24 protein-coding genes and 1 pseudogene are annotated in these 26,748 nt (G+C 60.5%); 12 read left to right on the plus strand and 13 right to left on the minus strand.

Annotated features, from left to right (window positions below; genetic code table 11):
* Positions 1-51: 51 nt before the first annotated feature.
* The gene (locus QCBJ_RS12165; protein ID WP_012722924.1) at positions 52-792 is read left to right on the plus strand and encodes a YciK family oxidoreductase; all 741 of its coding nucleotides are present in this window, start codon (positions 52-54) and stop codon (positions 790-792) included.
* Between the two features lie 68 nt (positions 793-860).
* On the opposite strand, the gene QCBJ_RS12170 is transcribed toward QCBJ_RS12165, so the two are convergent.
* The 6 genes from QCBJ_RS12170 to QCBJ_RS12195 are packed head-to-tail and all read right to left on the minus strand — an operon-like array spanning position 861 to position 7,021.
* On the minus strand, positions 861-2,375 hold the full coding sequence (locus QCBJ_RS12170) for an ABC transporter substrate-binding protein (RefSeq protein ID WP_012722923.1): 1,515 nt from the start codon (positions 2,373-2,375) through the stop codon (positions 861-863).
* Between the two features lie 32 nt (positions 2,376-2,407).
* A complete protein-coding gene (locus QCBJ_RS12175) occupies positions 2,408-3,379 on the minus strand; it encodes an ABC transporter ATP-binding protein (RefSeq protein ID WP_102060905.1) in 972 nt (323 codons plus the stop codon).
* Entirely contained in the window at positions 3,376-4,332 is a 957-nt protein-coding gene (locus QCBJ_RS12180; RefSeq protein WP_046035078.1) for an ABC transporter ATP-binding protein, read from the minus strand. The genes QCBJ_RS12175 and QCBJ_RS12180 overlap by 4 nt, the downstream gene beginning before the upstream one ends.
* A complete protein-coding gene (locus QCBJ_RS12185; RefSeq protein ID WP_012722920.1) occupies positions 4,329-5,186 on the minus strand; it encodes an ABC transporter permease in 858 nt (285 codons plus the stop codon). The genes QCBJ_RS12180 and QCBJ_RS12185 overlap by 4 nt, the downstream gene beginning before the upstream one ends.
* Positions 5,183-6,130, minus strand: coding sequence for an ABC transporter permease (locus QCBJ_RS12190; RefSeq protein WP_012722919.1), 948 nt, complete (start codon positions 6,128-6,130; stop codon positions 5,183-5,185). The genes QCBJ_RS12185 and QCBJ_RS12190 overlap by 4 nt, the downstream gene beginning before the upstream one ends.
* Positions 6,131-6,133: 3 nt before the next feature.
* On the minus strand, positions 6,134-7,021 hold the full coding sequence (locus QCBJ_RS12195) for a proline iminopeptidase-family hydrolase (RefSeq protein WP_012722918.1): 888 nt from the start codon (positions 7,019-7,021) through the stop codon (positions 6,134-6,136).
* A gap of 182 nt (positions 7,022-7,203) precedes the next feature.
* Between QCBJ_RS12195 and QCBJ_RS12200 the strand changes: the two genes are divergently transcribed.
* Both QCBJ_RS12200 and QCBJ_RS12205 read left to right on the plus strand, forming a co-directional pair.
* Positions 7,204-7,968 (plus strand): LuxR family transcriptional regulator, encoded by a 765-nt coding sequence (locus tag QCBJ_RS12200; RefSeq protein WP_012722917.1) that lies wholly within the window; start codon positions 7,204-7,206, stop codon positions 7,966-7,968.
* Positions 7,969-8,060: 92 nt separating this feature from the next.
* Positions 8,061-8,993, plus strand: a complete 933-nt coding sequence (locus QCBJ_RS12205) for a proline iminopeptidase-family hydrolase (RefSeq protein WP_012722916.1) — start codon at positions 8,061-8,063, stop codon at positions 8,991-8,993.
* A gap of 115 nt (positions 8,994-9,108) precedes the next feature.
* On the opposite strand, the gene QCBJ_RS12210 is transcribed toward QCBJ_RS12205, so the two are convergent.
* On the minus strand, positions 9,109-10,611 hold the full coding sequence (locus tag QCBJ_RS12210) for a nucleobase:cation symporter-2 family protein (protein WP_093546036.1): 1,503 nt from the start codon (positions 10,609-10,611) through the stop codon (positions 9,109-9,111).
* Between the two features lie 158 nt (positions 10,612-10,769).
* Between QCBJ_RS12210 and QCBJ_RS12215 the strand changes: the two genes are divergently transcribed.
* Positions 10,770-11,603: a nucleoside-binding protein gene (locus QCBJ_RS12215; RefSeq protein WP_102060906.1), complete on the plus strand. Its 834-nt coding sequence runs from the start codon at positions 10,770-10,772 to the stop codon at positions 11,601-11,603.
* A 129-nt stretch (positions 11,604-11,732) separates the two neighbouring features.
* Here QCBJ_RS12215 and punC read toward each other — a convergent pair whose 3' ends face one another.
* Entirely contained in the window at positions 11,733-12,917 is a 1,185-nt protein-coding gene (punC, locus tag QCBJ_RS12220; RefSeq protein WP_046035080.1) for a purine nucleoside transporter PunC, read from the minus strand.
* Between the two features lie 122 nt (positions 12,918-13,039).
* On the opposite strand from punC, the gene punR reads away from it, so the two are divergent.
* A complete protein-coding gene (gene punR, locus QCBJ_RS12225; protein ID WP_102060907.1) occupies positions 13,040-13,954 on the plus strand; it encodes a DNA-binding transcriptional activator PunR in 915 nt (304 codons plus the stop codon).
* Between the two features lie 121 nt (positions 13,955-14,075).
* Here punR and QCBJ_RS12230 read toward each other — a convergent pair whose 3' ends face one another.
* Positions 14,076-15,245 carry an aspartate aminotransferase family protein gene (locus QCBJ_RS12230; protein WP_012722911.1) on the minus strand — a complete coding sequence of 390 codons (1,170 nt, stop codon included), beginning with the start codon at positions 15,243-15,245 and terminating at the stop codon, positions 14,076-14,078.
* Positions 15,246-15,347: 102 nt separating this feature from the next.
* Between QCBJ_RS12230 and QCBJ_RS12235 the strand changes: the two genes are divergently transcribed.
* Both QCBJ_RS12235 and QCBJ_RS12240 read left to right on the plus strand, forming a co-directional pair.
* Positions 15,348-16,253: a LysR family transcriptional regulator gene (locus tag QCBJ_RS12235; RefSeq protein WP_012722910.1), complete on the plus strand. Its 906-nt coding sequence runs from the start codon at positions 15,348-15,350 to the stop codon at positions 16,251-16,253.
* A 275-nt stretch (positions 16,254-16,528) separates the two neighbouring features.
* Positions 16,529-17,758 carry a CyaA/EF/ExoY family adenylyl cyclase toxin gene (locus QCBJ_RS12240; RefSeq protein WP_256577224.1) on the plus strand — a complete coding sequence of 410 codons (1,230 nt, stop codon included), beginning with the start codon at positions 16,529-16,531 and terminating at the stop codon, positions 17,756-17,758.
* 78 nt (positions 17,759-17,836) lie between these two features.
* Here QCBJ_RS12240 and fabV read toward each other — a convergent pair whose 3' ends face one another.
* Complete coding sequence (gene fabV, locus QCBJ_RS12245; RefSeq protein ID WP_012722908.1) at positions 17,837-19,030, minus strand: enoyl-ACP reductase FabV; 1,194 nt, start codon at positions 19,028-19,030, stop codon at positions 17,837-17,839.
* A gap of 310 nt (positions 19,031-19,340) precedes the next feature.
* Between fabV and QCBJ_RS12250 the strand changes: the two genes are divergently transcribed.
* From QCBJ_RS12250 to QCBJ_RS12265, 4 genes and pseudogenes are all read left to right on the plus strand, one after another.
* Complete coding sequence (locus tag QCBJ_RS12250; protein ID WP_102060908.1) at positions 19,341-20,165, plus strand: aspartyl/asparaginyl beta-hydroxylase domain-containing protein; 825 nt, start codon at positions 19,341-19,343, stop codon at positions 20,163-20,165.
* Positions 20,166-20,314: 149 nt separating this feature from the next.
* The gene (gene ppnN, locus QCBJ_RS12255; RefSeq protein WP_025856956.1) at positions 20,315-21,688 is read left to right on the plus strand and encodes a nucleotide 5'-monophosphate nucleosidase PpnN; all 1,374 of its coding nucleotides are present in this window, start codon (positions 20,315-20,317) and stop codon (positions 21,686-21,688) included.
* Between the two features lie 153 nt (positions 21,689-21,841).
* A pseudogene (locus QCBJ_RS30375) lies at positions 21,842-21,952 on the plus strand (AbrB family transcriptional regulator); the annotation flags it as partial.
* 199 nt (positions 21,953-22,151) lie between these two features.
* Positions 22,152-22,526: a hypothetical protein gene (locus QCBJ_RS12265; protein WP_046035083.1), complete on the plus strand. Its 375-nt coding sequence runs from the start codon at positions 22,152-22,154 to the stop codon at positions 22,524-22,526.
* A 7-nt stretch (positions 22,527-22,533) separates the two neighbouring features.
* On the opposite strand, the gene QCBJ_RS12270 is transcribed toward QCBJ_RS12265, so the two are convergent.
* The gene (locus tag QCBJ_RS12270) at positions 22,534-22,863 is read right to left on the minus strand and encodes a YXWGXW repeat-containing protein (protein WP_043204977.1); all 330 of its coding nucleotides are present in this window, start codon (positions 22,861-22,863) and stop codon (positions 22,534-22,536) included.
* A gap of 176 nt (positions 22,864-23,039) precedes the next feature.
* Positions 23,040-23,936, minus strand: coding sequence for a LysR family transcriptional regulator (locus QCBJ_RS12275; protein WP_102060909.1), 897 nt, complete (start codon positions 23,934-23,936; stop codon positions 23,040-23,042).
* Positions 23,937-24,036: 100 nt separating this feature from the next.
* Here QCBJ_RS12275 and QCBJ_RS12280 point away from each other — a divergent pair, with 100 nt between their 5' ends.
* Positions 24,037-24,702 carry an NADPH-dependent F420 reductase gene (locus QCBJ_RS12280; RefSeq protein WP_102060910.1) on the plus strand — a complete coding sequence of 222 codons (666 nt, stop codon included), beginning with the start codon at positions 24,037-24,039 and terminating at the stop codon, positions 24,700-24,702.
* A gap of 85 nt (positions 24,703-24,787) precedes the next feature.
* On the opposite strand, the gene mqo is transcribed toward QCBJ_RS12280, so the two are convergent.
* Positions 24,788-26,434, minus strand: a complete 1,647-nt coding sequence (gene mqo / locus QCBJ_RS12285; protein ID WP_012722900.1) for a malate dehydrogenase (quinone) — start codon at positions 26,432-26,434, stop codon at positions 24,788-24,790.
* Between the last annotated feature and the right edge of the window lie 314 nt (positions 26,435-26,748).

Below are 26,748 nucleotides of genomic sequence, written 5' to 3' on the forward strand. Positions count from 1 at the left end.
AAGGTTGCGATCAATCACATGGATTTTCTGTGAATTCTGTCGAGGTTGTTTATGTTTGATTACTCCGCACGTCCAGAACTGCTCAAAGGCCGAATCATCCTGGTGACCGGTGCCGGTCGCGGGATTGGCGCGGCAGCGGCGAAAACCTACGCCGCCCATGGCGCTACCGTGCTGTTGCTGGGCAAGACCGAAGCCAACCTGGCCCAGGTCTATGACGAAATCGAAGCGGCGGGCCAGCCGCAACCGGTGGTGATCCCGTTCAACCTGGAGACCGCCCTGCCCCATCAGTACGATGAGCTGGCCGCGATGATCGAAAAAGAATTCGGCCACCTCGACGGCCTGCTGCACAACGCCTCGATCATCGGCCCACGCACGCCGATCGAGCAGTTGTCCGGTGAGAATTTCATGCGAGTCATGCACGTGAACGTCAACGCGATGTTCATGCTGACCAGCACCCTGCTGCCGCTGCTCAAACTGTCCCAGGATGCGTCGGTGGTGTTCACCTCCAGCAGCGTCGGGCGTAAGGGCCGGGCGTATTGGGGGGCTTATGGGGTGTCAAAGTTTGCGACCGAGGGGCTGATGCAAACCCTGGCCGATGAGCTGGAGGACGTGGCGGCAGTACGGGCCAACAGCATCAACCCCGGTGGCACGCGCACCAGCATGCGCGCCCAGGCGTACCCAGGGGAAAACCCGATGGAAAGGCCTGCGCCGGAAGAGATCATGCCGGTGTACCTGTACCTGATGGGGCCGGACAGTGCCGGCATCAACGGGCAGGCGTTCGACGCGCAATAACAGGCACACTATAAAACCAAATGTGGGAGGGGGCTTGCCCCCTCCCACATTTTTTATTGCAGTGTTCTTTAGTTTTTCACCACTTCCTCAAGGGTGAAACGCCCCAGCGGGTTTTGCAGGAAGTTGCTCACATTCTTGCGTGAGATGTTGATGTACGGGCTGTAGTACAAGTCGATCCAGTTCACGTCCTGTTTCGCCAATTTCTGCAATTCCACATACATCTGCTCACGCTTGGCCGGGTCGGCCTCAATGCGTGCGGCGGCTACCAGGTCCTTGACCTTGTCGTTCTTGTAGCGGGTCATGTAGTTCTGGTTGGTGTCGTGGCCCAGCACGAAGGTGGTCTTCTGGTCCGGGTCGAGGATGTCGTTGGTCCAGTACATCACCGAAATATCGTACTCACCGTCCACCAGCATCTGCCAGCTTTGGGTCGGGTCGACCTTTTGCAGGTTGGCGGTCACGCCGACCTTGGCCAGTTGGTCCTTGATGATCACCGCAATCTGCTCGTCGGCTTCGTTGCCGGCGTTGACCACGTAGTTGAGCTTCAAGTCCTTGGCGCCGGCCTGCTCCAGCAGCTTCTTGGCGGCGGTCGGGTCGTACGGGCGCTGCAGGTTGTTGGCGTAGTGGTACAGCGAGCCCTTTGGAATGTAGGAATAGGCCACGGTGCCCTGACCGTAGGTGGCGGTCTTGACCAGCGATTGTTTGTCGATAGCCATGTCCAGCGCTTCACGCACTTCCTGCTTGGCCAGCAAGCCATGGGCGTGGTTGATCAGCAGGTGATCTTCACGGGTCGACGGGTCGGCGTGGATCACCACGTTCTTGTCTTTCTTCAGCTCTTCAACCCGTGAGAACGGTACGAAGATCGCCGTGTCCAGCTCGTTGTTCTGCACCATGCGCATGCGGGTGTTGTCGTCGGTGACGGACACCCACTCCACGCCATCCAGGCTCACATTCTTGGCCTGCCAGAAGTTCGGGTTCTTCTTGAGGATCACCCGATCGCCCTTGCGCCACTCGTCCACGGTAAACGCACCGGAGGTCACCGGGTTTTCCGAGTAGGCGTCTTCGCCCATCTTGGTCATGGCTTTTTCCGACAGGATCGATACCGTCGGCGACGCCAGTTGCGAGAGGAAGGCTACGGCCGGAGTCTTGAGGGTGACCACCAGGGTTTTCGGGTCCGACGCCTTGGCGGTGTTGATCAGGTTGAACGGATCGGCCCACAGCGAGGCCTTGTTGTCGCGAATACGCAATAGGCTGAACGCCGCATCTTCGGCGGTGATCGGCGAGCCATCCGAGAACTTCGCATCACGCAGCTTGAAGGTGTAGGTCAGGCCGTCCTTGGAGATGTCCCAGCTTTCGGCCAGACCCGGCTCCATCTTGGTGCCCAGGTTGTCGACGCGCACCAGGGTGTCGTAGACGTTGGCGAAGACCCAGGTGTCGCGGTTCTGAGCGCTTTTGATCGGGTCGAACGTGGTGCTGTCTTCACGGCAGCCGATGGTCAATACACCCGCCGCCTGGGCAAAACCAGCGGTCAGCGACCAGGCGGTCAATGTGGCGGCGGCGAGCAACTTCAAGTGGCGCGATTGCATATCACAACTCCTTGTTAATGAATGGCAGAGGGTTAAAGCAAAGGTTCTTCAAGCACGCAACTGTACCGATGCTCGTGCAGGAAATGCGTCGGCGGCAACACCACGGAACACATGGAGCGGGCATGCCGGCAACGCGGATGAAAGGCACAGCCCGTAGGCAAATTCAGTGGGCTCGGGGGTTCACCCGGCAAGGGCTCCGTAGGTAACGGCCGATGCGGGTCAATCTCGGGAATCGCCTGGATCAGCGCCGCCGTGTACGGATGACGTGGCATTGTAAAGACCGCCTCCACCGGGCCTTCCTCGACAATCTTGCCCAAATACATCACCGCCACGCGGTCGCACAGGCGGCGCACGATGGCGAGGTCATGGGCGATGAACAGGATCGCCAGGTTCATGCGCTGTTGCAGTTCCAGCAGCAGGTTGATGATCTGGCCCTGGATCGACACATCCAGCGCCGCCACGCACTCATCGGCGATGATCAGTCGTGGCTCCACCGCCAGCGCCCGGGCAATGCCGACGCGCTGGCATTGCCCGCCGCTGAGGGAGCCGGGTTTGCGGTCGGCGAGTTCGGGGCGCAGGCCGACCAGGTCGAGCAACTCATTCACGCGCGCGGGAATCTGCTGCGGCGCGACCTTGCGCTGCACCCGCAGCACTTCGGCGATGGTTTCGCCGATGGTGTGGCGCGGGTTTAGCGCGGCGTACGGGTCCTGGAAGATCATCGCGGTTTCATGCCGCAGGCGGGTGATGTCGATGGCGCTGCCATGCGCCATGTCGACGCCATCAAACAACACCTGGCCGGCGCTGATCGGGTTGAGGTGCAGAATAGCGCGGCCCAAGGTGCTTTTGCCGCTGCCGGACTCGCCGACCAGCCCCAGGGTTTCGCCCGCCGCCAGGTTCAGCGACACGCCGTTCACCGCCCTTACCCACTGCTTGTTCAAACCAAACAAGCCGGTGCCGGACGCGGCAAACTTCACCTCGAGGTCCTTGATCTGCAACAGGCTCATGGCTGCGCTCCCAACGGGTAATGACAGGCGACGCGCGCGCCTTCCGGCAGCACCTCGGTACACAAGGCGCCGACCTGCGGGCAACGTGGGTTGAACCGGCAGCCGGCGGGCAATGCATCCAGCAACGGCGGCTGCCCGGGGATGGTGCGCAGCAAGGCGTGGCCACTGCTGTGGGCGGGCTGGCAGTCGATCAAACCGGCGGTGTACGGGTGCTGTGGCCGGGCCAGCAGGTCGTATTTGCTGCCGTGCTCGCAGAGGCGCCCGGCATACATCACGGCAATGGCGTCGCAGGTTTGCGCGACCACGCCGAGGTCGTGGGTGATCATGATGATCGACAGGCCGCGTTGATCGCGCAGGTCCAGCAACAGCCGCAGGATTTGCGCCTGCACCGTCACATCCAGGGCGGTGGTCGGCTCGTCGGCGATCAGCACTTTCGGGTTGCAGCCCAGCGCCACGGCGATCATTGCGCGCTGGCGCATGCCGCCCGAAAACTCGTGGGGGTAGTTGTCGATGCGCGCCTGGGGATCGGGAATGCCCACCTGGCGCAACACGTCGATGGCCTGCAACCGGGCATCTTTCTTCGATGCGCCCTGGTGCAGGCGAATGCCTTCGGCAATCTGTTCACCGATGCGCATCAGCGGATCAAGGTGGCTGCTGGGGTTTTGGAAAATCATGCCCAGTTGCCCGCCGCGTATCGCGCGCATCCCCGCATCATCCAGCTGCAACAGGTCCTGCCCGGCCAGCCTTACAGCACCGCCCTGCACCCGCAGGTTGGGCGATGGCAGCAAGCGCATAAGACCGCGACAGGCCATGGTCTTGCCCGAGCCGCTCTCGCCCACCAAGCCAAGGATTTCGCCCTCGGCCAGATCGAAAGACACGCGGTCGACCAAGGTCACCTCGCGCCCGGCATTGTTGGCGATCACGCTGAGATCGCGCACCTGCAGCACACTCATGAGCGATCCCCCAGCACTTGCGCCACGCCATCCGCCAGCAAGCTGAAGCCCATCGCCAAGGTCACGATGGCCAGCCCTGGGAAGGTGCAGATCCACCACGCGGTGGTGATAAAGGCTTGCCCCTCGGCCACCATCGTCCCCCACTCGGCGGTCGGCGGTTGCACGCCCAGGCCCAGGTAACTCACGGCGGCGCCATTGAGCAGCACCAATACGGCGTCAGACATGGAAAACACGATCGAGCCGAACATGGCGTTAGGCAATAAGTGCCGGAACAGAATGCGCCCATGGCCAAAGCCCAGGCTCTTGGCGGCCAGGGCAAAGTCGCTTTCCTTGAGCACCAGGATTTGCGAGCGGATCAGCCGTGCATACGACACCCAGCCCACCAACGCCATGGCGATATAGAAACTCTTCAGGCCTGGACCGAGGATGGCCATGATCGCCAGCATCAACACCAGGAACGGGAATGCCAGGATCACGTCGATCAGGCGCATGCAGAAACTGTCAAAACGCCCGCCGATATAGCCCGACACCGCGCCGACAAAGGTGCCGATCATGAACGGGAAAATCACCCCGACGATGGCCAACTGCAGGTCAATGCGCGCGCCCCAGATGACCCGCGACAGGATGTCCCTACCGTAGTTATCCGTGCCAAAGGGATGAGCAAGGCTCGGGCCGAGCAAACTGATATCGGTGTTTTGCGCAATCGGGTCATAAGGCGCAATCCACGGCGCACACAGCGCCAGCGCCAGCCACACCAGCAAAATCAACAGGCCCCACGCAGCCGTCAGCCGGCCATTGCGAAAACCAAAACGCAGGCGCAGACGCCACGGGGCAATCAACGGGCGGCTGCTCATTGCATCTTCACCCGTGGGTCGAGGGCCACGGTCACCACGTCGGCGATGAAGTTGACCACCACTGTCGCGCAGGCGAGCACCATGGCGACGCCCTGCACCACCATATAATCGCGGGTGAAAATGCCGCGCACCAGCAACTGGCCGATGCCGGGAATGGCAAACAGGCTTTCGATCACCACCGTGCCGCTGATCAGCCAGCCGATATTCACCGCCAGCAGGTTGACCGCCGGCACCAGGGAATTGGGCAACACATGGCGGCGAAACACGGCGGCTTCCGACAGCCCACGAGCCCGGGCGGCGGTGACATGGTCAGCCTGCAACTCCATCAGCATGCTCGCCCGCAGGTTGCGCACCAACACCGCCGACAGCGCCAGGGCGATGGTCAGGCACGGCAGCACCATGTGATGCGCCTTGTCCAGCCAGGTACGACCGTAACCGGACACGGGAAACAAGCCCCACTGCACGCTCAGCAACAGGATCAGCATCAAGCCCAGCCAGAACGCCGGCATGCCCAGGCCGACCGTGGTGAACACGCGGATCAGGTTATCCGCCCAGCCGCCCTTGTTACGCGCGGCCAACGTCGCCAGCGGCACCGCGATCAGCAGCGCCAGCACCACGCTGCCGAGCACCAATACCAGCGTGGGTTCGATGCGGGTGACGATCAGCTTGAGCGCGTCGACCTTGTACAGCAGCGATTGGCCGAGGTCGCCCTTGAGCAGATTTTTCAGGAAGTAGAAATATTGCAGCCACAACGGCTGGTCGAGGCCGTACTGGGCGCGGATTTTCAGCAAGGCGTCCGGCGTGCTGCGCGAACCCAGCAGGGCACGGGCCGGGTCGCCGGGAATCGAGCGCACCAGCACAAAGGTAATCAGGCTGATGCCAAACAGCACCGGCAGCAACTGCAGCGGCCGGGACAGGACAAAACGGTAGCGCGCCAGGTTCATCCGTCAGCCTCGATGACGCGCAAGGAAGTCCAACAGCACCGGGAAGTACGCCTGGGGTTCCTCATAAAAGGGCATATGGCTGCTGTTGGGGAAAACGTGCAATTGGGCGTGTTTGGCCGCCATTTTCATGCGCAGGGCACAGGCCGGGGTGAGTTCGTCGTGCTGGCCGGTGGTGATCAGGATCGGCATCGTGAACGCGGCCATCTCAGGGATGCGGTTCCAGTCCTTGAGGTTACCGATGTAGAGGAACTCGTTGGGACCTTGCATGGTTTCGTAAGGGCCCATGTTCCAGTCGCCGAGGGAACGTTTGACCGGCTCGGGCCATTCGTCGAGACGGCACACGTGGCGGTAGTTGAGCAAGGTGATCGCGGCCTGGTACTGCGGGTGGTCCAGGGTGCCCATGGCTTCGTGGCGCTGCATCATCGCCACGGTTTCGCTGCCGAGGGCGCCACGCAGGCGTTCGAGCTCCTGGGACAGGTGCGGAATGTCACCGACGGTGTTTTCGAGGATCAGGCTTTTCAGCGCGTCGGGGTAATGGATGGCGTATTCGATGCCCAGCCAGCCGCCCCAGGAATGCCCGAGCAGATGCACGCGGCCCAGGCCCAGGGCTTGGCGCACGGTTTCGACTTCTTCGACATATCGGCCGATTTCCCACAGCGAAACGTCGGTGGGTCTGGCTGATGCGCCCGTGCCAAGCTGGTCGAATGCAACCACTCGCAGGTTGTGTTCCTTGAGCCAGCCATGGGCGTCGCGCAGGTAGTCACACGGCAGGCCCGGCCCGCCGTTGAGGCACAGCAGCACCTCATCGCCTTCGCCAAAGCTGTAGACCACGAGGTTATGGCCGTCGACTTGCACGTTGTACTGCTGGTCGGGGGCAATTTCACGCCACATGCATACATTCCTTGTGTTGTGTCGGCCTGGCAGGTAGCGGCCGTTTATCGACCAACACTACCGAGGATGCCGCGCGTCCATAACCTAGCATTTCTTATAGGTTTGGCCTGGCAGTCCTTCGCCGGGGCGTGGCATTCTACTTGCAGCAAGTCGAGATTCAAATGAATTCGGGAGCAGAACGGATGCTGGCCAAGCTTACTGCCTTAAATCACCGTCTGATGCCGGGCAGGAGCCTGGACGAGCAGATGGACAACACGTTTATCCTCGCCCAGCAGTTGGGTTTCGATGCACTGGTGTATGACTACACCCCGGTGCCGATCGACCAGGATGGCGCCTTGATCACCCCTTCGGTGCTGGAACTGCGCAACACCCCGCCCGACTGGCACGCCTTATGGTGCAGCAAGGGCTTCTACCAGATCGATCCGGTGCAACATCTGGCCCTGAGTACGGTGTCGCCCTTCGTGTGGTCCTACGATGTCAAGGTCGACACCCCCCTGCAAAAGATCATCGATCCCTGCCACGCCCCGGTGTCGACCTACCTGCATGACCAGCAGTTGACCTGCGGCGTCAGCGTGCCGATCCACCTGCCACGCGGCGGCTTCGCCTCGCTGACCGGCTTGCGTACCGGCAAGGCCCACAGTGTGCTGCAGGATGCGCAGCAGACCTTGTCGGATTTCAGCCTGATTTCCCACGCCTTGCAGGAAGCAGCCTACCCGCTGTTCAGCAAGGAACTGCGCACTTACCCGCATATTCACCTGACCAAACGCGAACGCGAGTGCCTCAAATGGGCCGCCGACGGCCTGACCGCCGCTGAAATAGCCACGCAACTGAGCCGCTCATTGGCGGTGGTCACCCTGCACCTGGCCTCGGCGATGCACAAGCTGGGGGCCAAGAACCGCGTACAGGCGGTGGTTCGCGCCACTCATTACCGCCTGCTGGAGGACTGACCGTCCGGCAAAACCTAGCTGTTTTGCTAGTTACTTAAATTTCCATGACGCCTTATCGTGTCCCTGATCCTTTTTTCAGAGCAGGGCACGAAATGGAATTCATCGAAAAGATCCGCGAAGGCTATGCGGCGTTTGGCGCCTACCAAACCTGGTACCGCGTCACCGGTGACCTCTCCAGCGGCCGCACCCCCTTGGTGGTTATCCACGGCGGCCCCGGATGCACGCATGACTATGTAGACGCCTTCAAGGACGTCGCCGCCAGCGGCCACGCCGTGATCCACTACGACCAGTTGGGCAACGGCCGCTCCACCCATCTGCCTGACAAAGACCCGTCCTTCTGGACCGTGGGCCTGTTCCTCGAAGAACTGAACAACCTGCTGGACCACCTGCAGATCAGCGATAACTACGCGATCCTCGGCCAGTCCTGGGGTGGCATGCTCGGCAGTGAACATGCGATTTTGCAACCCAAGGGCCTGCGCGCCTTCATCCCGGCCAACTCGCCGACGTGCATGCGCACCTGGGTCAGCGAAGCCAACCGCCTGCGCAAATTGCTGCCGGAAGGTGTGCATGAAACCCTGCTCAAGCATGAAGCCGCCGGCACCTATCAGGACCCGGAATACCTCGCGGCGTCGCGGGTGTTTTATGACCATCACGTGTGCCGGGTCAACCCGTGGCCGGAAGAAGTGGCACGCACTTTCGCCCAGGTCGATGCGGACCCGACGGTGTACCACGCCATGAGCGGCCCGACCGAATTCCATGTGATCGGCAGTTTGAAGGACTGGAAATCCATTGGCCGCCTGTCGGCCATCAACGTGCCGACGCTGGTGATTTCCGGCCGGCACGACGAAGCGACGCCGTTGGTGGTCAAGCCGTTCCTGGATGAAATCGCAGATGTGCGCTGGGCGCTGTTTGAAGACTCCAGCCACATGCCGCATGTGGAAGAACGCCAGGCGTGCATGGGGACCGTGGTGAAGTTTCTGGATGAGGTGTGTTCAGTACCGCACAACGTGCTCAAGGCGGGCTGAATGCTCAAGCTGGATGCATTCCAATTGTGGGAGGGGGCTTGCCCCCGATAGCGGTGTGTCAGGAGCCAATCACTCAGCTGATACACCGTAATCGGGGGCAAGCCCCCTCCCACATTCAGGCCTCGCTAGCCTCGGGTTTGGTGACCTTCCTAGGCACCTCCGCCACCAACGGGATCTCCCTGCCCTCGGCATCAAACAGCTTGCCGCCTTTGAAGTAATCCCCATCACGCAGTTCCGACACATCACGGAAGCACAAACTGCGCTCAGTCCCCGCCACAAACACCGATTGCTGGTCCGAATTGCCCACGGTGAAATGGTTGAACGCCAGGTTCAGCAGGATCGCCATGATCGCCGAGGAGCTGATCCCCGAGTGAAAGATGGTCGCAAACCAACTCGGGAAGTGATCGTAGAAGCTCGGCGCAGCAATCGGGATCATGCCAAAACCGATGGATGTCGCCACGATAATCAAGTTCATGTTGTTGCGGTAATCGACCTTGGACAAGGTGCGGATACCGCTGGCTGCCACAGTGCCGAACAGCACAATCCCCGCCCCGCCCAGCACCGAGGTGGGCACCGCCGCGATCACACGCCCCATAAAGGGCAGCAGGCCGAGGACCACCAGGAATAACCCGCCCGTGGCCACCACAAAGCGGCTCTTGACCCCGGTAACCGCGACCAGGCCGACGTTCTGGGCGAAGGCACTCTGGGTGAAGGACCCGAAGATCGGCGCAAACATACTCGACAGCATGTCGGCGCGCAGGCCATTGCCGAGGCGTTTGGAATCGACCTTGGTGTCGATGATTTCACCCACGGCCAGGATGTCCGCCGAGGTCTCGACCAGGGTCACCATCACCACGATGCACATGGAAATGATCGCGGCGACATGGAAGGTGGGCATGCCGAAATGGAATGGCGTGGGGAAACCGAACATTGGCCCCTGGGTCACGCCGGAAAAATCGGCCATGCCGAGGAACACTGCAATCACGGTGCCGATCACCATCGCCAGCAGGATCGACAAGCGCGAAATGGTCGCGCTGCCGATCTTGCTCAGCAGCAACACCAGCACCAGCGTCAATGCCGCCAGGCCGATGTTTGACATGCTGCCGAAATCCGCGGCGCGGCTGTTGCCGCCCATGGCCCAGCGCGCCGCAACGGGCATCAGGGTCAGGCCGATAGTGGTGATCACAATACCCGTCACCAGCGGCGGGAAAAACTTGGTGATCCGCGAAAACACCGGGGTAATCAGTAGCCCGATAAACGACGCGGCCATCACCGCCCCGAGAATCGCCGGCACCCCGCCAGCGCCATCGCTGCCGACAATCGCCACCATGGTTGCCACACCGGCAAACGAGACGCCCTGCACCAGCGGCAACTGACAGCCAAAAAACGGTAGCCCCAGGGTCTGCAATAGCGTGGCCAAGCCACCGGCAAACAATGACGCGGCGATCAGCAAGCCGATGTCTGCCGGCGACAACCCGGCTGCCTGGCCGACGATCAACGGTACCGCGACGATACCGCCGTACATGGTAAGCACATGTTGCAGGCCGTAAGCCATGTTGGCGGCGACGCCGAGATTCTCATCTTCTGGCCGCTGCGGTGACGCCTTCGGGATAGTCATGGTGAGGGGTTCTCTGTTTTTGTTGTGCCGCCACTGTATGCAATGTTCGGACTGGATGTCCATAGAGTTGTATACAATCAATCGAACAAGATACCCTCCATCGGCGTTACAAAAACAATCCGGCCGAGATGAGCCAGAACGCCAAAGGACCTAGAACAATGAAAAAGGCATTACAGGGCGCCACCGTTGCACTCACGCTCCTCGGCGGTGGGGAGGCCGTCGCGCTGGAATGGATGAACAACAGCGTAGGATTTCGCTACGGCCAGCAGTTCACCAACCCGAATAACCCCGACGAGTTCAGCAAGCGCATCTACAGCTTTACCCACGCCAGCGGCTACCGGTACGGCAGCAATTTCCTCAACCTTGATGTGTTCCTGTCCGACAGCCGCGACCCGCGCAAGGGCACCGACCATGGTGGGAGTGAGGTGTACGCGGTGTATCGCCACCAGTTGTATGCGTCGCGGGTATTCGACGTGCCGCTGGGCACCGGGCTGATCAAGGATTACGCGCTGACCCTGGGCTTCGATGCCAACCGCAACAACAACTTCGCCTCAGCCAAGAAGCGCGCGCTGGTGATCGGCCCGACCTTGAAGTTCAACACCGTCGGCGTGCTGGACCTGAGCCTGATGTACTACAAGGAAAGGAACCACACCGGCATTCCCGGTGCAAAAGAGTCGAACCACACCTTCGACGACACCTACTTGCTCAACCTGACGTGGATGCGCCCGTTCGAAATCGCCAACCACGCGGCGAAATTCCAGGGTTTTATCAATTACGTCGGCGAAAAAGGCGAGGACTACCACGGCCGCGACACCGCGCCGGAAACCCTGATGCGCACCGCGCTGATGGTGGCGGTGCGACCGGGCAAAAGCGTCAAGCCGAACCTGTACCTGGGGGTGGGTTACGAGTACTGGCATAACAAGTTCGGCGTGGATGGCGGCCGGGGTAGCCGCACCTCAACGCCGACGGTGAACCTTGAGGTCACCTTCTAATACCTGAAGGAATCCGATCCAAGTGTGGGAGCTGGCTTGCCTGCGATGCCGGCGACTCGATGTGTCAGTTGCACCGGGGCGATGCCATCGCAGGCAAGCCAGCTCCCACACTTGGATCGGATTGTCACTTCAGGCTTGTGCCAGTGCCGAATTACCCTTTTTGGGCCGCGCCAGCCAGTAACCCAACACCGCCAACGGCGCGGTCGCCAACATCACGATCACCGTAATCAGCAGCGGCTCATCGATCATCCACGACACTATCAGGCTCGCGAGAAAGCACAGCCCCAGTTGCAGGGTGTTTTGCAGGGCTGCTGCCTTGCCGGAATTTTCCGCAAAGGGCATCAGCGCATTCGCCACCACGATGGGGTAACTCGCGCCGTTGCACAGCGCCATCAGGCAGAACGGAATCAGCAAGGTAGTGAGGGTCGGTACCGTCAACGTGGCGACCAGGTATAACGCCACCATGCTGATGCAGTACGCCAGCAGCAACCAGGGCAGCAGCGTCTTGCCCTGAACGTGCTGCAGGGCGCTGCGGCAACTGTAGCCACCGACCAGAAACGCCAAGGTCGGCAGCACGTAGCTCAGGCCAATGTCATTCGGGCTGTAGCCCATGCCACCGAGGATGAAGGGGGACGCCGTCAACCACGCGAAAAAGCTGGCAGAGCACGCGGCGAAGATCATGACGTTGCCGGTAAACACGCGCGAGGTGAACAACTGGCCATAGCCCAGGCGCGAAGGTGCGCCCTCCTGCGCCCGAGGTTTCGGCGGCGTACGCAGGAACAACGTCGGCAGCAGTAACAGCAGCGACACGCCCAGCAATACACCGAAGATCGCCTGCCAACCGAAGTGGTTCAGTACCATTGCACCCAACAACGGCGCCAGCGCTGGCGACAATGACATCAGTGGCATGATGCTGGCGAACACACGGTGCGCCTTGTCGGCCGGGTAGCGGTCGATGACCAAAGCCTGCCAGCTTACGGCGGCGGCACACACGCCAATTGCCTGCATAAAGCGCAGCGCCAGCAGTTGCGGCGTCGTCTCGACCCAGAACATCCCCGCGCAGCCCAGCACAAACAGGCTCAGGCCGGCGAGCAGCACCGGTTTGCGCCCCAGGCGGTCGGACAACGGCCCCCACACCAGTTGGCCCAGTGCAAAGCCGGCGAGGAAAATACTCAAGCTGGCGCCTACCGCGCCCGCGCCAATGTGCAGGTGCTCGCCCATGGCGCCGAACGCCGGTAAGTACATGTCCATGGCCAGGTAACCGAGCATGCTCAGCCCCGCCAGGTACCAGGTGAAACCAAAAGAATTTTTCATTGAAGCCTTGCTTAACCTGCCATCAAACTATTTGCTGACTGGCGCCCATTATGAAGCTGACAGTATGTGTGTGAAGCGATAATAATTGGACACTCTTATCAATATTTTTGAAGGCACTCGCCATGTGGTCCGAATACTCCCTGGACGTGGTCGACGCCGTGGCGCGTCATGGCAGCTTCAGCGCCGCCGCCCAGGAATTGCACCGTGTGCCGTCCGCTATCAGCTATACCGTGCGTCAGCTTGAGGAATGGTTGGCAGTGCCGTTGTTTGTGCGCCGACACCGCGACGTAGAGCTGACGCCCGCAGGTCGGCTGTTTATCGACGAAGCCCGTGGCGTGATGAAAAAAATGCTCGGCACGCGGCGTTTGTGCCAGCAAGTGGCGAATGGCTGGAGTGGCCAGTTGAAGGTCGCGGTGGATTCCATCGTCAAACCTCAGCGTTGTCGGCAACTGGTGCTGGATTTCTATCGACAGTTTCCCGAGGTGGAATTGCTGCTGGAGTACGAGGTGTACAACGGTGTATGGGATGCCCTGGCAGACGAGCGCACCGATATTGTGATCGGCGCCACCAGCGCGGTGCCGGTGGCCAGTCACTTCACCTTTCGCGATATGGGCTTGTTGAACTGGCTGTGCGTGGTCAGCGCGCGGCACCCACTGGCGAACATCGACGGGTTGCTGAGTGACGATCAACTGCGCCCTTTCGCGTCACTGTGCATGACCGACACCTCGCGCAACCTGCCCAAGCGCGACACCTGGACCCTGGATAACCAGCGGCGGCTGGTGGTGCCCAATTGGTCCTCGGCCATCGATTGCCTGCGTGACGGCCTGTGTGTCGGCATGGCCCCCGCGCATCAGGTGTTGCCGTGGATCGCACGCGGTGAACTGGTGGCGCTGCAGCTCAGCCGACCGTTTCCGGCCAGCCCGTCGTGTGTGGCCTGGGCGCAGAGCAAGCTGTCGCCGGCCATGGCGTGGTTGTTGGAGTATTTGGGGGATACCGAGACGATGAACCAGGAGTGGCTGAACGGAAACGATCCCTGACAATCATGGAGATCCCCTGTGGGAGCGCGCTTGCCCGCGATGGCGGAGTGTCAGTTTGCCAATATTTCGACTGATACACCGCTATCGCGGGCAAGCCCGCTCCCACAGGGTGGACGTCATTTCAATCCAATAGACGGGTGATGGCGCGCACGATCATCTCGACTTCCTTGGCATCCAGGGTCAGCGGTGGCAGCAGGCGAATGACCTTGCCCCGCGTCACGTTGATCAGCAAACCGTGCTCCTGTGCGGCACGCTGGGCCAGGTCACGATAGGGATTGGCCAGCTCGATACCGATCATCAACCCCTGCCCCCGAATCGCCAGCACCTGCGGGTGCTCACTCAACTCCACCCGCAACCGCGCCAGCAAGCGCTCACCCTGCTGCGCCGCGTTCTGCAGCAAGCCTTGTTCTTCGATGATGTCCAGCACGGTGCACCCGACCCGACACGCCAACGGGTTGCCGCCGAAGGTGCTGCCGTGGCTGCCCGGTGTAAACAACTGAGCCACGGCGGCGCGGGCCAGGCAGGCGCCGATCGGTACACCGTTGCCGAGGCCTTTGGCCAGGGTCATCACGTCCGGGACGATGCCTTCATGCTGGAAGGCAAACCAGGCGCCGGTGCGGCCGATGCCGGTCTGGATTTCGTCGAGCATCATCAGCCAACCGTGGCGCGTGCAGTGATCACGCACGGCTTGCAGATAGCCCGGCGGCGCCGGCAGTACGCCACTTTCACCTTGGATCGGCTCCAACAGCACCGCCGCGATACGCGTGCCAAATGCTTGTGTGATGGCTTCTATCGCGGCGATATCACCAAAGCCCACCTTGAGAAAATCCCCCGGCAAACGTTGGAAGCCCAGGCGCACCGATGGCCCATCGCTCGCGGCCATCGTGCCCAGTGTGCGGCCATGAAAGGCGTTTTCCATCACAACGACCAGCGGTGCTTCGATGCCCTTTTTCCAGCCATGCAGCCGCGCCAGTTTCAGCGCTGTTTCGTTGGCTTCGGCACCGGAATTGTTGAAGAAAGCGCGGTCCAGGCCGGACAGCTGGGCCAGGCGCTGGGCCAGCCGTTGTTGCCAATCGATGCTGTAGAGGTTGGAGGTATGCAACAGCAAACCCGCCTGCTCGCTGATCGCCGTCACCAGCCTGGGGTGCGAATGACCGACATTGGTCACCGCCACGCCGGCCACCGCATCCAGGTATTCGCGACCTTGCTGGTCCCACAGGCGCGTGCCCAGGCCACGGGTAAAACTCAGGGCCAAGGGTTGGTACGTGGTCATCAGGCAGGCGGCAGTCATGGTGCGGGCTCCAGTGCATCGTAGTGATGGGAGCAGTATCGTTAACCACCTGAGCTGGATAAACTGCGCATTCCTGCAATGACTTTAAATCAGGGCTTGATAATGGACCTGTTCCAGGCAATGTCGGTGTACGTGAAAGTGGTCGAGGCCGGCAGCATGACGGCGGCAGCCCAAGCCTGCGGCATGTCCACGACCATGGTCGGCAACCACCTGCGCGCCTTGGAGCAACGATTGGGCGTCAGCCTGCTCAAGCGCACCACGCGCAAGCAAAGCCTCACGGAATTTGGCGGGCAGTATTACCAGCGCTGCCTTGAGGTGCTGGGGCTGGTGGCCGACTCCGAGCAGCTTGCCGAGCAAGCCCACAGCGACATCCCCAAAGGCACCCTGCGGATCACTGCGCCCCCCGTGTTCGGCACCGAACGCCTTACACCGGCCTTGAGCGAATTTTCCCGGCGCTACCCGCAGATCAACCTGTATGTGGTGCTAAGTAATGAGCGGATGGACTTGGTCGACAGCGGCTTCGACGTGGCCATCCGTCTTGGCGAACTGGAAACCTCCAGCCTGATCGCCAGGCCCATGCAGGACTACACCCTCACCCTCTGCGCGTCGCCAGCCTACCTGGCGCGACGCGGCACGCCTTCGAGCCCAGCAGAACTGCAGCAGCACGACTGCCTGGCGTTCGCCTACCCGGCGAATGACAACTGGCGCGATACCGAAAAACTGTGGCGCATGACCGGTGATGGAGGCGAGCTGGAGGTTCCGGTGTCCGGCTCATTGACCATCAACAGCTCGCAAGGCTTGCGCCAGGCGGCCGTAAACGGCATGGGCATCATCATGCTGGCCGATGCCCTGGTGCAACCGGACCTGGAGAGCGGCAAGTTGGTGGCCTTGCTCACCACCTATAAACTGCCCAGCCGCCCCATGCACCTGCTCTACGGCCAGGACCGTTATCGCCTGCCCAAGCTACGCGCCTTTGTGGATTTCGCCATGGAGAAATGGGCGCGCTAGATACCGTGTGGCAATCGCTACATCGGTGACATCGCCACGAGTCAATGCGCGTAGGACTGTTCTGATAAATTTCCGATGTGCACACAACAAACCTAACCTCCCCCGCTTATTCGACCTTGAGCGTTCTTTCTCCAACTTTGTCTCATACAACCAGTCATACATTTCCCTCCCAGGCAAACAGAGACTTCTCTAGTGTTTCCTGCGTAACCGAAGGAATGCTTCGGTCAGGACGAAATCATCCGACGTATCGGTAAACCATGCCTTGGAGACATTCAATGACAAACTTACTCACCCCCGCTATTTCACCTTCCGCGCTCAGCTTGAACACGTTACAGCGCTCCTCAGCTGATCAACCGAACGACGCCACCCAAGAGACGAATGATCCGGTAATCGCCGCATTTGAGCGCGCAAGAGAAAACACAGGAATAGTCTCGAGCCACCTTCTTCCGTTACAGAAAGTCGCGGCGCAGACCAACTCCATCATCGGCATACGCCCAGTAGAAAACGTCGCAACCGGGTTGATCGAAGCGGGCCATCCCACCAAGGACTTTCATATCAAGGGAAAAAGCGCCAACTGGGGACCGCAAGCCGGACTGATCTGTACTGACCAGGCTTTCAGCAAGCTTGAAAAGTTCAAGGACGATGCCCCCGAAAAAGTGACCAACGCGAATAAGCAAATCCAGGCGTGCATCAGCGACGGGCATGCAGTTGCGACGCCCCTGAAGGTCCCGCGCAGCCGTCTCGACGAATTGATGAAACTCGGCCTGATCAATGAGCTGGCAACGAAAGAGCACGGCGGCACACTGAGTTTCACTGCCCAAGGGCCAAGTCAGCATCTGTACGCCTTCGAAGGTAGACGCACATCGCCTTTAGAAGACAGTTATTTCATTAGCCATCAGGGCAAGCCGGTTGATGTCCTGGCGAAACACGTAGGAAAAGACGCAATTACGGCCGACTATGACCTGCACATGGTGGCGCCCCACATCAGCGACCTGGGCCCCCAGGACAGGCTTCCAGTACCCGATATTGCACACAGTGTTTTCACCACACGTGTCGATCACTACAGACAGCAACAACCAGACCCCAGGGCTTTCCTGGTGCCGGAAGCGTTACGCGCAGACTATGAAAGCGCCGAACATTTCTATCAAAAGGAAAATCCCGATCTGGGCAATGCCACACCGCGAATAGAGCAAATGATCAGACTGATCAATGACCGGCTGGTGACTCCCCCCAGTGAAGAGCGGGTGGTACACCACAATGCAGACTCCGGCAGCTACGTAACAGATGTGAGCGCCAACTATCCGGCGACTTTCTTCTTGCCCACCAAATTGGGGCGTTTCGACGAAATCTGCATCATCAACGACAGCAAAGAAATGGCGGAACTGATCAGAACAGCCAAAGACAGTGGTTATCACGTGCCGCTGAATCCGCTCTGGGAGAGCGAAGTGGTCAGTATCAAGCGCACCGGCTTTACCCATGCACAAGAGCGGCTGGCGTCAGCCTAGCGTCAAGGTTGAACGCCTGGCGCACACAAAAACAGCAGCCTGATAACAGGGTTATCGAGGCTGCTGTCGGGCCCGCATTTATGCCGAGATCAGACCGTTGATCTTCACGGTAGGATTCACGTCAGCGTCGTAGTCCACGCCGTCGATTTCAAAGCCGAACAAACGCAGGAACTCCGCCTTGTAACCGGCGAAATCACTGATCTCGTTGACGTTGTCGTCGGTGACCTGGTTCCACAGCGCCGCCACGGCGTCCTGGACTTTCGGTTCCAGCTCGGCCAGGTCGGCACGCAGGCGGCCGTCGGCGTCGAGTTTAGGCTCGCTGCCGTACAGGCTGTCCTTGAACAGGCCGTAGACCTGCTCGATGCAACCTTCGTGGGTGCCCTGCTCTTTCATCACTTTGAACAGCAGCGACAGGTACAGCGGCATGATCGGGATGGCCGAGCTGGCCTGGGTGACCACCGCCTTGAGCACCGACACACGGGCGTCGCCCTTGAGTGCAGCGAGGTTGTCGCGCAGGGTCAGGACTTTCTTGTCGAGGTCTTTCTTGGCTTCGCCGATGGAGCCGTTCCAGTAGATGTCCTGGGTCAGCTTTTCACCGAGGTAGGTGAACGCGGTGGTCTTGGCGCCTTCGGCGAGGACGTCGGCGTCACGCAGGGCGTCGATCCACAGCTGCCAGTCTTCGCCACCCATGACTTTCACGGTGCCGTCGATTTCTTCCTGGGTAGCCGGCTCAAGGGTGGTGTCGACCACAACGCCTTTGTCGGTGTTGATACCGCGCAGGGTCACGGCCTTGCCGATCGGCTTGAGGGTGGAGGTGTGCACCACGCCTTGTGGGTCGGTACGGCGTGGCGCGGCCAGGCTGTAGACGACCAGGTCGATCTTGCCCAGGTCTTTCTTGATGGTTTCGATGGTCAGGCGCTTGATCTCGTCGGAGAACGCGTCGCCGTTGATGCTCTTGGCGTACAGGCCTTTTTCGACGGCAAACTTCTCGAACGCAGCGCTGTTGTACCAGCCGGCGGAGCTCAACTTGCCTTCTTCGCCTTCTTTCTCAAAAAACACGCCCAGGGTGTCGGCACCGCAGCCAAACGCGGCACTGATGCGCGCGGCCAGGCCGTAACCGGTGGAAGCACCGAGGACCAGCACCTTTTTCGGGCCACCTTCGATGACGCCGTGTTGAGTCACGTAGTCGATCTGTTCCTTGACGTTCGCTTCACAGCCAACAGGGTGAGCGGTCACACAGATAAAGCCACGAACCCGCGGTTTGATGATCATAAAATTTCTGCCTCTTCCAAGGTGTCGAAGGCCAGTGGTGGCCACTCAACTTCAATCGTACCGGTCTATGACGTCCGAAAAACCGAAGCGTCACGATAGTCGTAAATCTTCCGTTTACAAAATCCAATCCAATCAACGCATCGAGGGGTTAAAAACCGTGTAAGGCCTTCACAATTTCGCACTATTTAAAACGCCAATCCCGCGCAGAACGCCTTATTATGCGGTAGTTGTTTCAACATGTTTCAAAACCTAACCACTCGCGGCCACGGATCCGGACCTGTCGAATGGCGTCCTGCTGGAGCTGAGTTACATGAATATGCCTGCCTTGCGTAAAAAAGCGGTATCGGTCGCCTGGGTAATCGGCGTGTTGCTGATCATTGATGTGTTCCCCGAGACCACCCTGGTCTTTCTTGGCCTGGTGGTGGTCTGCGGCATCTACGACTTCCTGCGCAATGGCCTGTATGACGCGCCCACGATCAAGAAATACTTTATCGGCAGTGGCCGCAACACCTGGCTGCTGGCGCCGTTCAATACCCTGTTCGACCTGGTGAGCTCGCATAACCGCCATGTCTACACGATGCAGGACCTGCCACCCGCCTGGCGCGAAGACCTGCAACGGGTGATCGATGACGCTATGGCCCACAAGGACGAAATCATCGGCTACCTGGACGAACGCATGGCCGAGAAGAAGCGCGGCATGCTGTTTTTCCAGTGGTATGGCCACCCCATCGAGACCACCCTGGACATTCCGCAACTGCGCAAAAAACTCCCGTTCGTGAAAACCATTGGTGTGTCGGTGTTCAATGAGAACCGCTCGACCTCGTTTCACTTCGGCCCCCTGCGCATGATGTTCCGCGTGCTCTACAACATGGCCCCGGCGCCCCATCACGAGGGCGTCTACATCCAGGTGGGCAAGCACAAGCATTACTGGCACGACGACCCGCTGTTCATCTTCGATGACACGTTGATGCATGCGTCTTTCAACAAAAACGATGCCAAGCGTTACTGTCTGTTTATCGATATCGTGCGGCCGACCCCGGTACCCCGGGTTCTTAACGCCGTGATCGCTGGGTTTGCCGGCATGGCCTTTACCCTGCGTCGGGTTTTCTACAAAAACTGGAAGCTGATTCAGTGAGTTCTGCGGCATGATGGTGCTGGACGGTGTTTGCACTCGGCCTTGCGCCTGAGTTAAATACCGTCTCGTGCGTCCGAATTCGGCGCCCATCATTCTCAAGCCATCGCAGCCCCTCGCGGGTGCGGTGGCTGCGCTTTCAAGGAATCAGAATGCCCCAACGTCAAGTCATCAACGCCTCCGTCAGCCCCAAGGGCAGCCTCGAAACCCTGTCCCAACGTGAAGTGCAGCAACTGAGCGAAGCCGGTACCGGCAGCATCTACACCCTGTTCCGCCAGTGCGCCCTGGCCATTCTCAACACGGGCGCGCATATCGACAACGCCAAGACCATCCTCGACGCTTATAAAGACTTTGAAGTGCGCATCCACCAGCAGGACCGCGGCGTGCGCCTGGAGCTGTTGAACGCCCCCGCCGATGCCTTCGTCGATGGCGAAATGATCGCCAGCACCCGCGAAATGCTCTTCAGCGCCCTGCGTGACATCGTCTACACCGAGAACGAGCTGGACAGCCAGCGTATCGACCTGAGCAATTCCCAGGGCATCACCGACTACGTGTTCCACCTGCTGCGCAACGCTCGTACGCTGCGCCCCGGTGTCGAGCCGAAGATCGTGGTGTGCTGGGGCGGGCACTCGATCAATACCGAAGAATACAAGTACACCAAGAAAGTCGGCCACGAACTGGGCCTGCGCAGCCTGGATGTGTGCACCGGCTGCGGCCCTGGCGTGATGAAAGGCCCGATGAAGGGCGCGACCATTTCCCACGCCAAGCAACGCATTACCGGCGGGCGCTACCTGGGCCTGACCGAGCCGGGCATCATTGCCGCCGAAGCGCCGAACCCGATCGTCAATGAGCTGGTTATCCTGCCGGATATCGAGAAACGCCTGGAAGCCTTCGTGCGCGTCGGCCATGGCATCATCATCTTCCCCGGCGGCGCCGGTACGGCAGAAGAGTTCCTGTACCTGCTGGGCATCCTGATGCACCCGGATAACCGCGACCTGCCGTTCCCGGTCATCCTCACCGGGCCCAAACACGCCGCGCCCTACCTGCAACAACTGCACGCCTTCGTCGGCGCCACCCTGGGTGAGGCAGCGCAAGCGCACTACCAGATCATCATTGATGACCCGGCCGAAGTGGCGCGCCAGATGACCGCGGGGCTCAAGGCGGTAAAGCAGTTCCGCCGCGAGCGCAACGACGCGTTCCACTTCAACTGGCTGCTGAAGATCGACGAAGGCTTCCAGCGCCCGTTCGACCCGACCCACGAAAACATGGCCAGCCTGCAGTTGAGCCACGCACTGCCGCCGCACGAACTGGCCGCCAACCTGCGCCGTGCGTTCTCGGGGATCGTGGCGGGTAACGTGAAGGACAAGGGCATTCGCCTGATCGAGCAGAACGGCCCGTATGAAATCCACGGTGACCCGGCCATCATGAAACCGCTGGACGAACTGCTACAGGCCTTCGTCGCTCAGCACCGCATGAAGTTGCCGGGCGGCGCGGCCTATGTGCCGTGCTACCGCGTGGTTCAATGAATTAGCGCTCAACCGACCCTGCACAGCACGAAGTCTTGCCGACTTTGACCGCGATCACGTCGCCGGCGGGCTCGACAATGGCGTGCAGGGAAGGCGGATAATGGGGTGGCGGTTGGTCATGGTTTGTATCGCTTTAAACCCGGTGGAAGGGGGGCGAGCAAGACGGTTCAGGACCTCAAGGGGCTGATCCGCAAACCTGCCAAGGCCGTCTCCATCGAACAGATGAACCAAGCCATCGCAGCGCAGGGAGCAAACGCCGGATGATCGGGCTGGATACCAATGTGCTGGTACGCTACGTCACCCAGGATGATCCCGTTCGCCGCCGGTTGCGAGTACACGGCCACCTTCGACCTCAACGCGATCAAGACAACGGGCATGAAGCGGCTGGCCTGAACCACAGCGTTGCGGCAGCGGGCGGGCTTTGGTAAAAACGGCTTATCACCTTGATCGAGAGAAAGACTACGTGCGCACGTTTCTACTCGCAGCGCTGGCCATCGCCCCCACCCTCGCCCAGGCAGACACCATCGCCTGGCCCGACCTGCCGGAAACCTGCTTTGTCAGTGGTCGCTCTGCCACCAGCACGGACGTCGACGCTGGCTGTGCGGCGTTCCTGATCAATGTAAAAGGCAAGGCCGCCGGCACGCCGATCAAGCTGGATATTCCGCAGTACGCCCTGCACATCGACGAAACCACCGGCAAGGAAACCCCGGTGATCCTCATCCAGGCGGAGGAGAACGGCGAGGTCAAGGCAGTGGGCTACAGGGAACTGGGCACCGATCAGCTCGGTGCCGCGCTGCTGCGGGAGGTTCGACTCCTGGGCACCCAGAAGCCGATTTAGCCGAGACTCAGCGAACCCAACCGCCACCCTGCCAGTGGTACCCATCATTACGCTGCACCCAATGCGGATGCACATAGCGATAGCCCTCGCGCACCGGCTCCCAATGGCCGTGCACCGCGACATAGCGCCCGCCTTCCCAGCGCCAGTAACCGCGTGACCATATGTAGCCGTAGCGCACCGGTGGCTCGACTTCAATCACCTGCACCGGCGGCGGTTGCGGCGCGACGACTTCTACATACTCCCGTTGCACCGGCCTGCGCTCATGCACGACGCGCTCTTGCACACACCCGGATGCCGCGACGACCATGGCCGCCAATGCTGCATAACGTAGCCACATACAAACCCCTCGGGCGCTGACGCCCACCACTTACACTGCAAAAAATGCCCCCGTGTTGCAGCCGCTCTCCTGATCGGCCATGGGTCTTTTTTAACAGGTAGTGTCTGTCGGGTTGCTGAACCTGAGGGCGTTGCACTCAGGAACGCTGATGAAAGGCACCGTCAGCATTGGCCCACTCAAGCGGGCCCGAAACGCTCCAGCACCGCCGCCACAAACCGTCGTAACTTGGCAGTGCGCTGGCGATTTGCGGTATAGAGCAAATGCATCGGCCGGCTCGGGGCCTCGAAGTTCGCCAGCACTTGCACCAACTCACCCCTTAACAGCGCCGGGCGCAGGAAGTCTTCGGGCCCCAGGACAATACCGAAGCCCTCCAGCGCAGCCGACATCAACGCCCTGCTTTCGTTGATTTGCAGTCGGCTGGCAACCTGCACGCGGTAAGGTGTCGGGCCTTGGTAGAGCACCCATTCACGATCTGCCGGGCGCGACCAGAAGGCGTAGCCCAGGCATTCGTGATGCATAAGATCGGCCGGCACCTGCGGCGTGCCACGCGCCGCCAGGTACGCAGGCGAGGCGCAGACGACCAAGCGATAAGGTGCCAGGGGCCGAGCCGTCAGGCTGTTAGTAGCCAAGGGACCGATGCGAAACGCCGCTTCATAACCCTCGTCCACTAGGTCGACGAAACGATCTGTCAGGTGCAGGTCGATTTCCACCTCGGGGTTATCACGCAGAAATTCGGTAATCAATGGCATCAGGCTGTAGGAACCGAAGGTCACCGGGGCAGTAATTTTCAACTTGCCACTCGGGGTGTCATTCATGATCTGCGCCAGGGAATCGGCGGCCTCGGCCTCCGTCAGGATGTGTTTGCAGCGCTCGTAGTACGCGCTACCCAACTCCGTCAGGCTTTGGCGACGCGTGGTGCGGTTGAGCAAGCGCGCGCCGAGGCGTTGCTCCAACGCACTGACATGCTTAGCCACCATCTGCGGTGACAGGTTCAAACGCTCGGCGGCGCGGGCGTAGGAGCCCAGTTCAGCGGCCATCACGAAGGCACTCATGCTGGATAGACGGTCCATCATTCCCCACTCCCAGTAATAACAGCAACGCCAGAGCGATCATTTATCGCCAAACAGTTGCCAATCATCATAGCGACTCCCCCCTTTCAACAGGAGCAAGGCGATGAGGATCGGTGTTATTGGAGCAGGTTTTATCGGGCGCGCCGTGGCCCAACTGGCACTGGCGGCCGGGCATGAGGTGATGTTGAGCAATTCCCGCGGCCCGCACACCATGAGCAGCGTGGTCAGCGGCATACTCGGCGTGCAAGTGGGCAGCGCCGAAGACGCCGCCAAGTTCGGCGACGTGGTGCTCGTGGCAATCCCCTTGGAACATTACCGCAGCGTCCCGGCGCAATGGCTGGAGGGCAAGACCGTGATGGACGCCAATAATTACTACCCGAACCGCGACGGGCATATCCCGGCCCTGGATCGCTTTGAAACCACCACCAGCCGACTGCTTGCCGAGCATTTGCCGCATTCGCACGTGGTGAAAGTGTTCAATGCAATCTTCGCCCCCGACCTGACGCAGGACGCCCGCCCACACGGCGCACCCGAGCGTCGAGCATTACCGGTGGCCGCGGACGACGCGGCAGCGAAGGCACAGGTCATCACGTTACTCGACGAACTGGGGTTCGACGCCGTGGACGCCGGAGGCCTGGATGAAAGCTGGCGACTGGAACGGGGCAAGCCTGCGTATTGCGTCCCGCTGGACAAAGCGGGCTTGAAGGCAGCGCTGGCGGCCGCCGAGCGCACGGTTGAACTGCCGCCTGTCGAGCGCTCCCGTATTTAAAAACACAAAAAAACCGCTGACCGTTACCGGTTCAGCGGTTTTTTCGTGACCGGTGAGATCCTGATCTCAGAACCTCGCCAGCGGCTTACAACGCCAGGTCAGATGCCGGCTTGCTCGGCTCAGCCGCAGGCTTGGCAGCCTCAGGCGCCTTCACAGCGGCCTTTTGCGGAATCACAGGCGGTGTTGGCAGTTGCAGGATATTGGCGGTGTAGGCCCATTCCTTGGCAACGGCCTCAGGGCTGTCGTTCAGCTTGGTGCCGTAGCTCGGTACGATCTGGTGCAGCTTGGACTGCCACTCAGGGGTCGCTACCTTGTCCTTGAACACTTTCTGCAGCACGGTCAGCATGATCGGAGCCGCGGTGGACGCGCCTGGCGATGCACCCAACAGGCCGGCGATGGTGTTGTCGGCGGAGCTGACCACTTCGGTGCCGAGTTTCAGGACGCCGCCCTGCTCTTCGTCACGCTTGATGATCTGCACGCGCTGACCGGCCTGCCACAGGCGCCAGTCGGATTGCTTGGCGTTCGGGAAGTACTCTTGCAGCGCCTTGAAGCGGTCGTCATCCGACAGCATCAGTTGGCCGGCGAGGTACTCGACCAGTGGGTATTCACGAATACCGACTTTGGTCATTGGCCAGATGTTGTGGGTGGTGGTGCTGGTCAGCAGGTCCAGGTACGAGCCTTCTTTCAGGAACTTGGTCGAGAAAGTCGCGAATGGGCCAAACAGGATAACGCGCTTGCCATCCAGTACGCGGGTGTCCAGGTGCGGAACCGACATCGGTGGCGCGCCAACCGACGCTTTACCGTAGGCCTTGGCCAGGTGCTGCTCGGCGACGGTTGGGTTATCGGTCACCAGGAACGAGCCGCCCACAGGGAAGCCTGCGTATTCCTTGGCTTCAGGAATGCCCGACTTTTGCAGCAAGTGCAGTGCACCGCCACCGGCGCCGATGAACACGAACTTGGCGTCGGTTTCAGTCTTGGTGCCGTCTTTGAGGTTTTTGTAGCTGACACGCCACGAACCGTCGGCGTTCTTGGTGATGTCCTGCACTTCGCTCGACAGTTTCAGGTCGAACTTAGGGGTGGTTTGCAGGTGAGCGACGAACTGGCGGGTGATCTCGCCGAAGTTCATGTCGGTCCCCAGCGGGCTCCAGGTGGCCGCGATTTTCTGGTTCGGGTCACGCCCTTCCATCATCAGCGGAACCCACTTGGCGATCTGCGCCGGGTCTTCGGAGTACTGCATGCCGGCGAACAGCGGGCTCGCTTGCAGGGCTTCGTAGCGTTTTTTCAGGAACTTGATGTTGTCATCGCCCCACACAAAGCTCATGTGCGGTGTGGAGTTGATGAACGAACGCGGGTTCTTCAGCACGCCCTGCTGGACCTGCCAGGACCAGAACTGACGGGAGATCTGGAACGCTTCGTTGATCTCGACCGCTTTCGGGATCTCAACGTTGCCGTTCTTGTCTTCCGGAGTGTAGTTCAGCTCAGCCAGGGCCGAGTGACCGGTACCGGCGTTGTTCCAGCCGTTGGAGCTTTCTTCGGCCACGCCATCGAGGCGCTCGACCATTTCCATCGACCAGCTCGGTTCCAGCTCATTGAGCCATACACCCAGGGTCGCACTCATGATGCCGCCGCCGATCAGCAGCACATCGACTTTCTTTGCCTCTTCCGCTTGAACGGACGTGATCCCCAGCGACAAAGCCAGCCCCAGCAGGGCAGTGTTTACTTTTTTAAACATCAGTAGCACCTATGATAAAACGCCATCCGCCCCACCGCCCCTGACTCTCAAGGCCGCAGGGTGAGCACACAAGGCCGATGTATCGACCTCACTTTTATGTCCCTTCTGCGCTGACTTCTTATCATTATTGGCTTCAGCTACCTGGGCGACAGCCAACCGCCGGGACGTATACGGATGTACGTACCAGAGAACGACCAGACCAAGATGGCGCGCAGAATATCACGGCCAGCGCCGGATATGGGCTCGCCGGTCGAATGGCGCCACTACTTCGCCATTTTTTTAAGATCCGTCTCATGTGCCTCACAACCGCCGCA

Origin of the sequence: Pseudomonas sp. QC2 (genome assembly GCF_002859085.1) — a bacterium.
In the GTDB taxonomy this organism is placed as follows: Bacteria; Pseudomonadota; Gammaproteobacteria; order Pseudomonadales; family Pseudomonadaceae; genus Aquipseudomonas; species Aquipseudomonas petroselini.

Bases quoted from the DNA above. Each gene is read 5' to 3' on its own strand.
- QCBJ_RS12165 (WP_012722924.1), top strand. From the start codon at position 52: ATGTTTGATTACTCCGCACGTCCAGAACTGCTCAAAGGCCGAATCATC.
- QCBJ_RS12170 (WP_012722923.1), bottom strand. From the start codon at position 2,375: ATGCAATCGCGCCACTTGAAGTTGCTCGCCGCCGCCACATTGACCGCC.
- QCBJ_RS12175 (WP_102060905.1), bottom strand. From the start codon at position 3,379: ATGAGCCTGTTGCAGATCAAGGACCTCGAGGTGAAGTTTGCCGCGTCC.
- QCBJ_RS12180 (WP_046035078.1), bottom strand. From the start codon at position 4,332: ATGAGTGTGCTGCAGGTGCGCGATCTCAGCGTGATCGCCAACAATGCC.
- QCBJ_RS12185 (WP_012722920.1), bottom strand. From the start codon at position 5,186: ATGAGCAGCCGCCCGTTGATTGCCCCGTGGCGTCTGCGCCTGCGTTTT.
- QCBJ_RS12190 (WP_012722919.1), bottom strand. From the start codon at position 6,130: ATGAACCTGGCGCGCTACCGTTTTGTCCTGTCCCGGCCGCTGCAGTTG.
- QCBJ_RS12195 (WP_012722918.1), bottom strand. From the start codon at position 7,021: ATGTGGCGTGAAATTGCCCCCGACCAGCAGTACAACGTGCAAGTCGAC.
- QCBJ_RS12200 (WP_012722917.1), top strand. From the start codon at position 7,204: ATGCTGGCCAAGCTTACTGCCTTAAATCACCGTCTGATGCCGGGCAGG.
- QCBJ_RS12205 (WP_012722916.1), top strand. From the start codon at position 8,061: ATGGAATTCATCGAAAAGATCCGCGAAGGCTATGCGGCGTTTGGCGCC.
- QCBJ_RS12210 (WP_093546036.1), bottom strand. From the start codon at position 10,611: ATGACTATCCCGAAGGCGTCACCGCAGCGGCCAGAAGATGAGAATCTC.
- QCBJ_RS12215 (WP_102060906.1), top strand. From the start codon at position 10,770: ATGAAAAAGGCATTACAGGGCGCCACCGTTGCACTCACGCTCCTCGGC.
- punC (WP_046035080.1), bottom strand. From the start codon at position 12,917: ATGAAAAATTCTTTTGGTTTCACCTGGTACCTGGCGGGGCTGAGCATG.
- punR (WP_102060907.1), top strand. From the start codon at position 13,040: ATGTGGTCCGAATACTCCCTGGACGTGGTCGACGCCGTGGCGCGTCAT.
- QCBJ_RS12230 (WP_012722911.1), bottom strand. From the start codon at position 15,245: ATGACTGCCGCCTGCCTGATGACCACGTACCAACCCTTGGCCCTGAGT.
- QCBJ_RS12235 (WP_012722910.1), top strand. From the start codon at position 15,348: ATGGACCTGTTCCAGGCAATGTCGGTGTACGTGAAAGTGGTCGAGGCC.
- QCBJ_RS12240 (WP_256577224.1), top strand. From the start codon at position 16,529: ATGACAAACTTACTCACCCCCGCTATTTCACCTTCCGCGCTCAGCTTG.
- fabV (WP_012722908.1), bottom strand. From the start codon at position 19,030: ATGATCATCAAACCGCGGGTTCGTGGCTTTATCTGTGTGACCGCTCAC.
- QCBJ_RS12250 (WP_102060908.1), top strand. From the start codon at position 19,341: ATGAATATGCCTGCCTTGCGTAAAAAAGCGGTATCGGTCGCCTGGGTA.
- ppnN (WP_025856956.1), top strand. From the start codon at position 20,315: ATGCCCCAACGTCAAGTCATCAACGCCTCCGTCAGCCCCAAGGGCAGC.
- QCBJ_RS12270 (WP_043204977.1), bottom strand. From the start codon at position 22,863: ATGTGGCTACGTTATGCAGCATTGGCGGCCATGGTCGTCGCGGCATCC.
- QCBJ_RS12275 (WP_102060909.1), bottom strand. From the start codon at position 23,936: ATGATGGACCGTCTATCCAGCATGAGTGCCTTCGTGATGGCCGCTGAA.
- QCBJ_RS12280 (WP_102060910.1), top strand. From the start codon at position 24,037: ATGAGGATCGGTGTTATTGGAGCAGGTTTTATCGGGCGCGCCGTGGCC.
- mqo (WP_012722900.1), bottom strand. From the start codon at position 26,434: ATGTTTAAAAAAGTAAACACTGCCCTGCTGGGGCTGGCTTTGTCGCTG.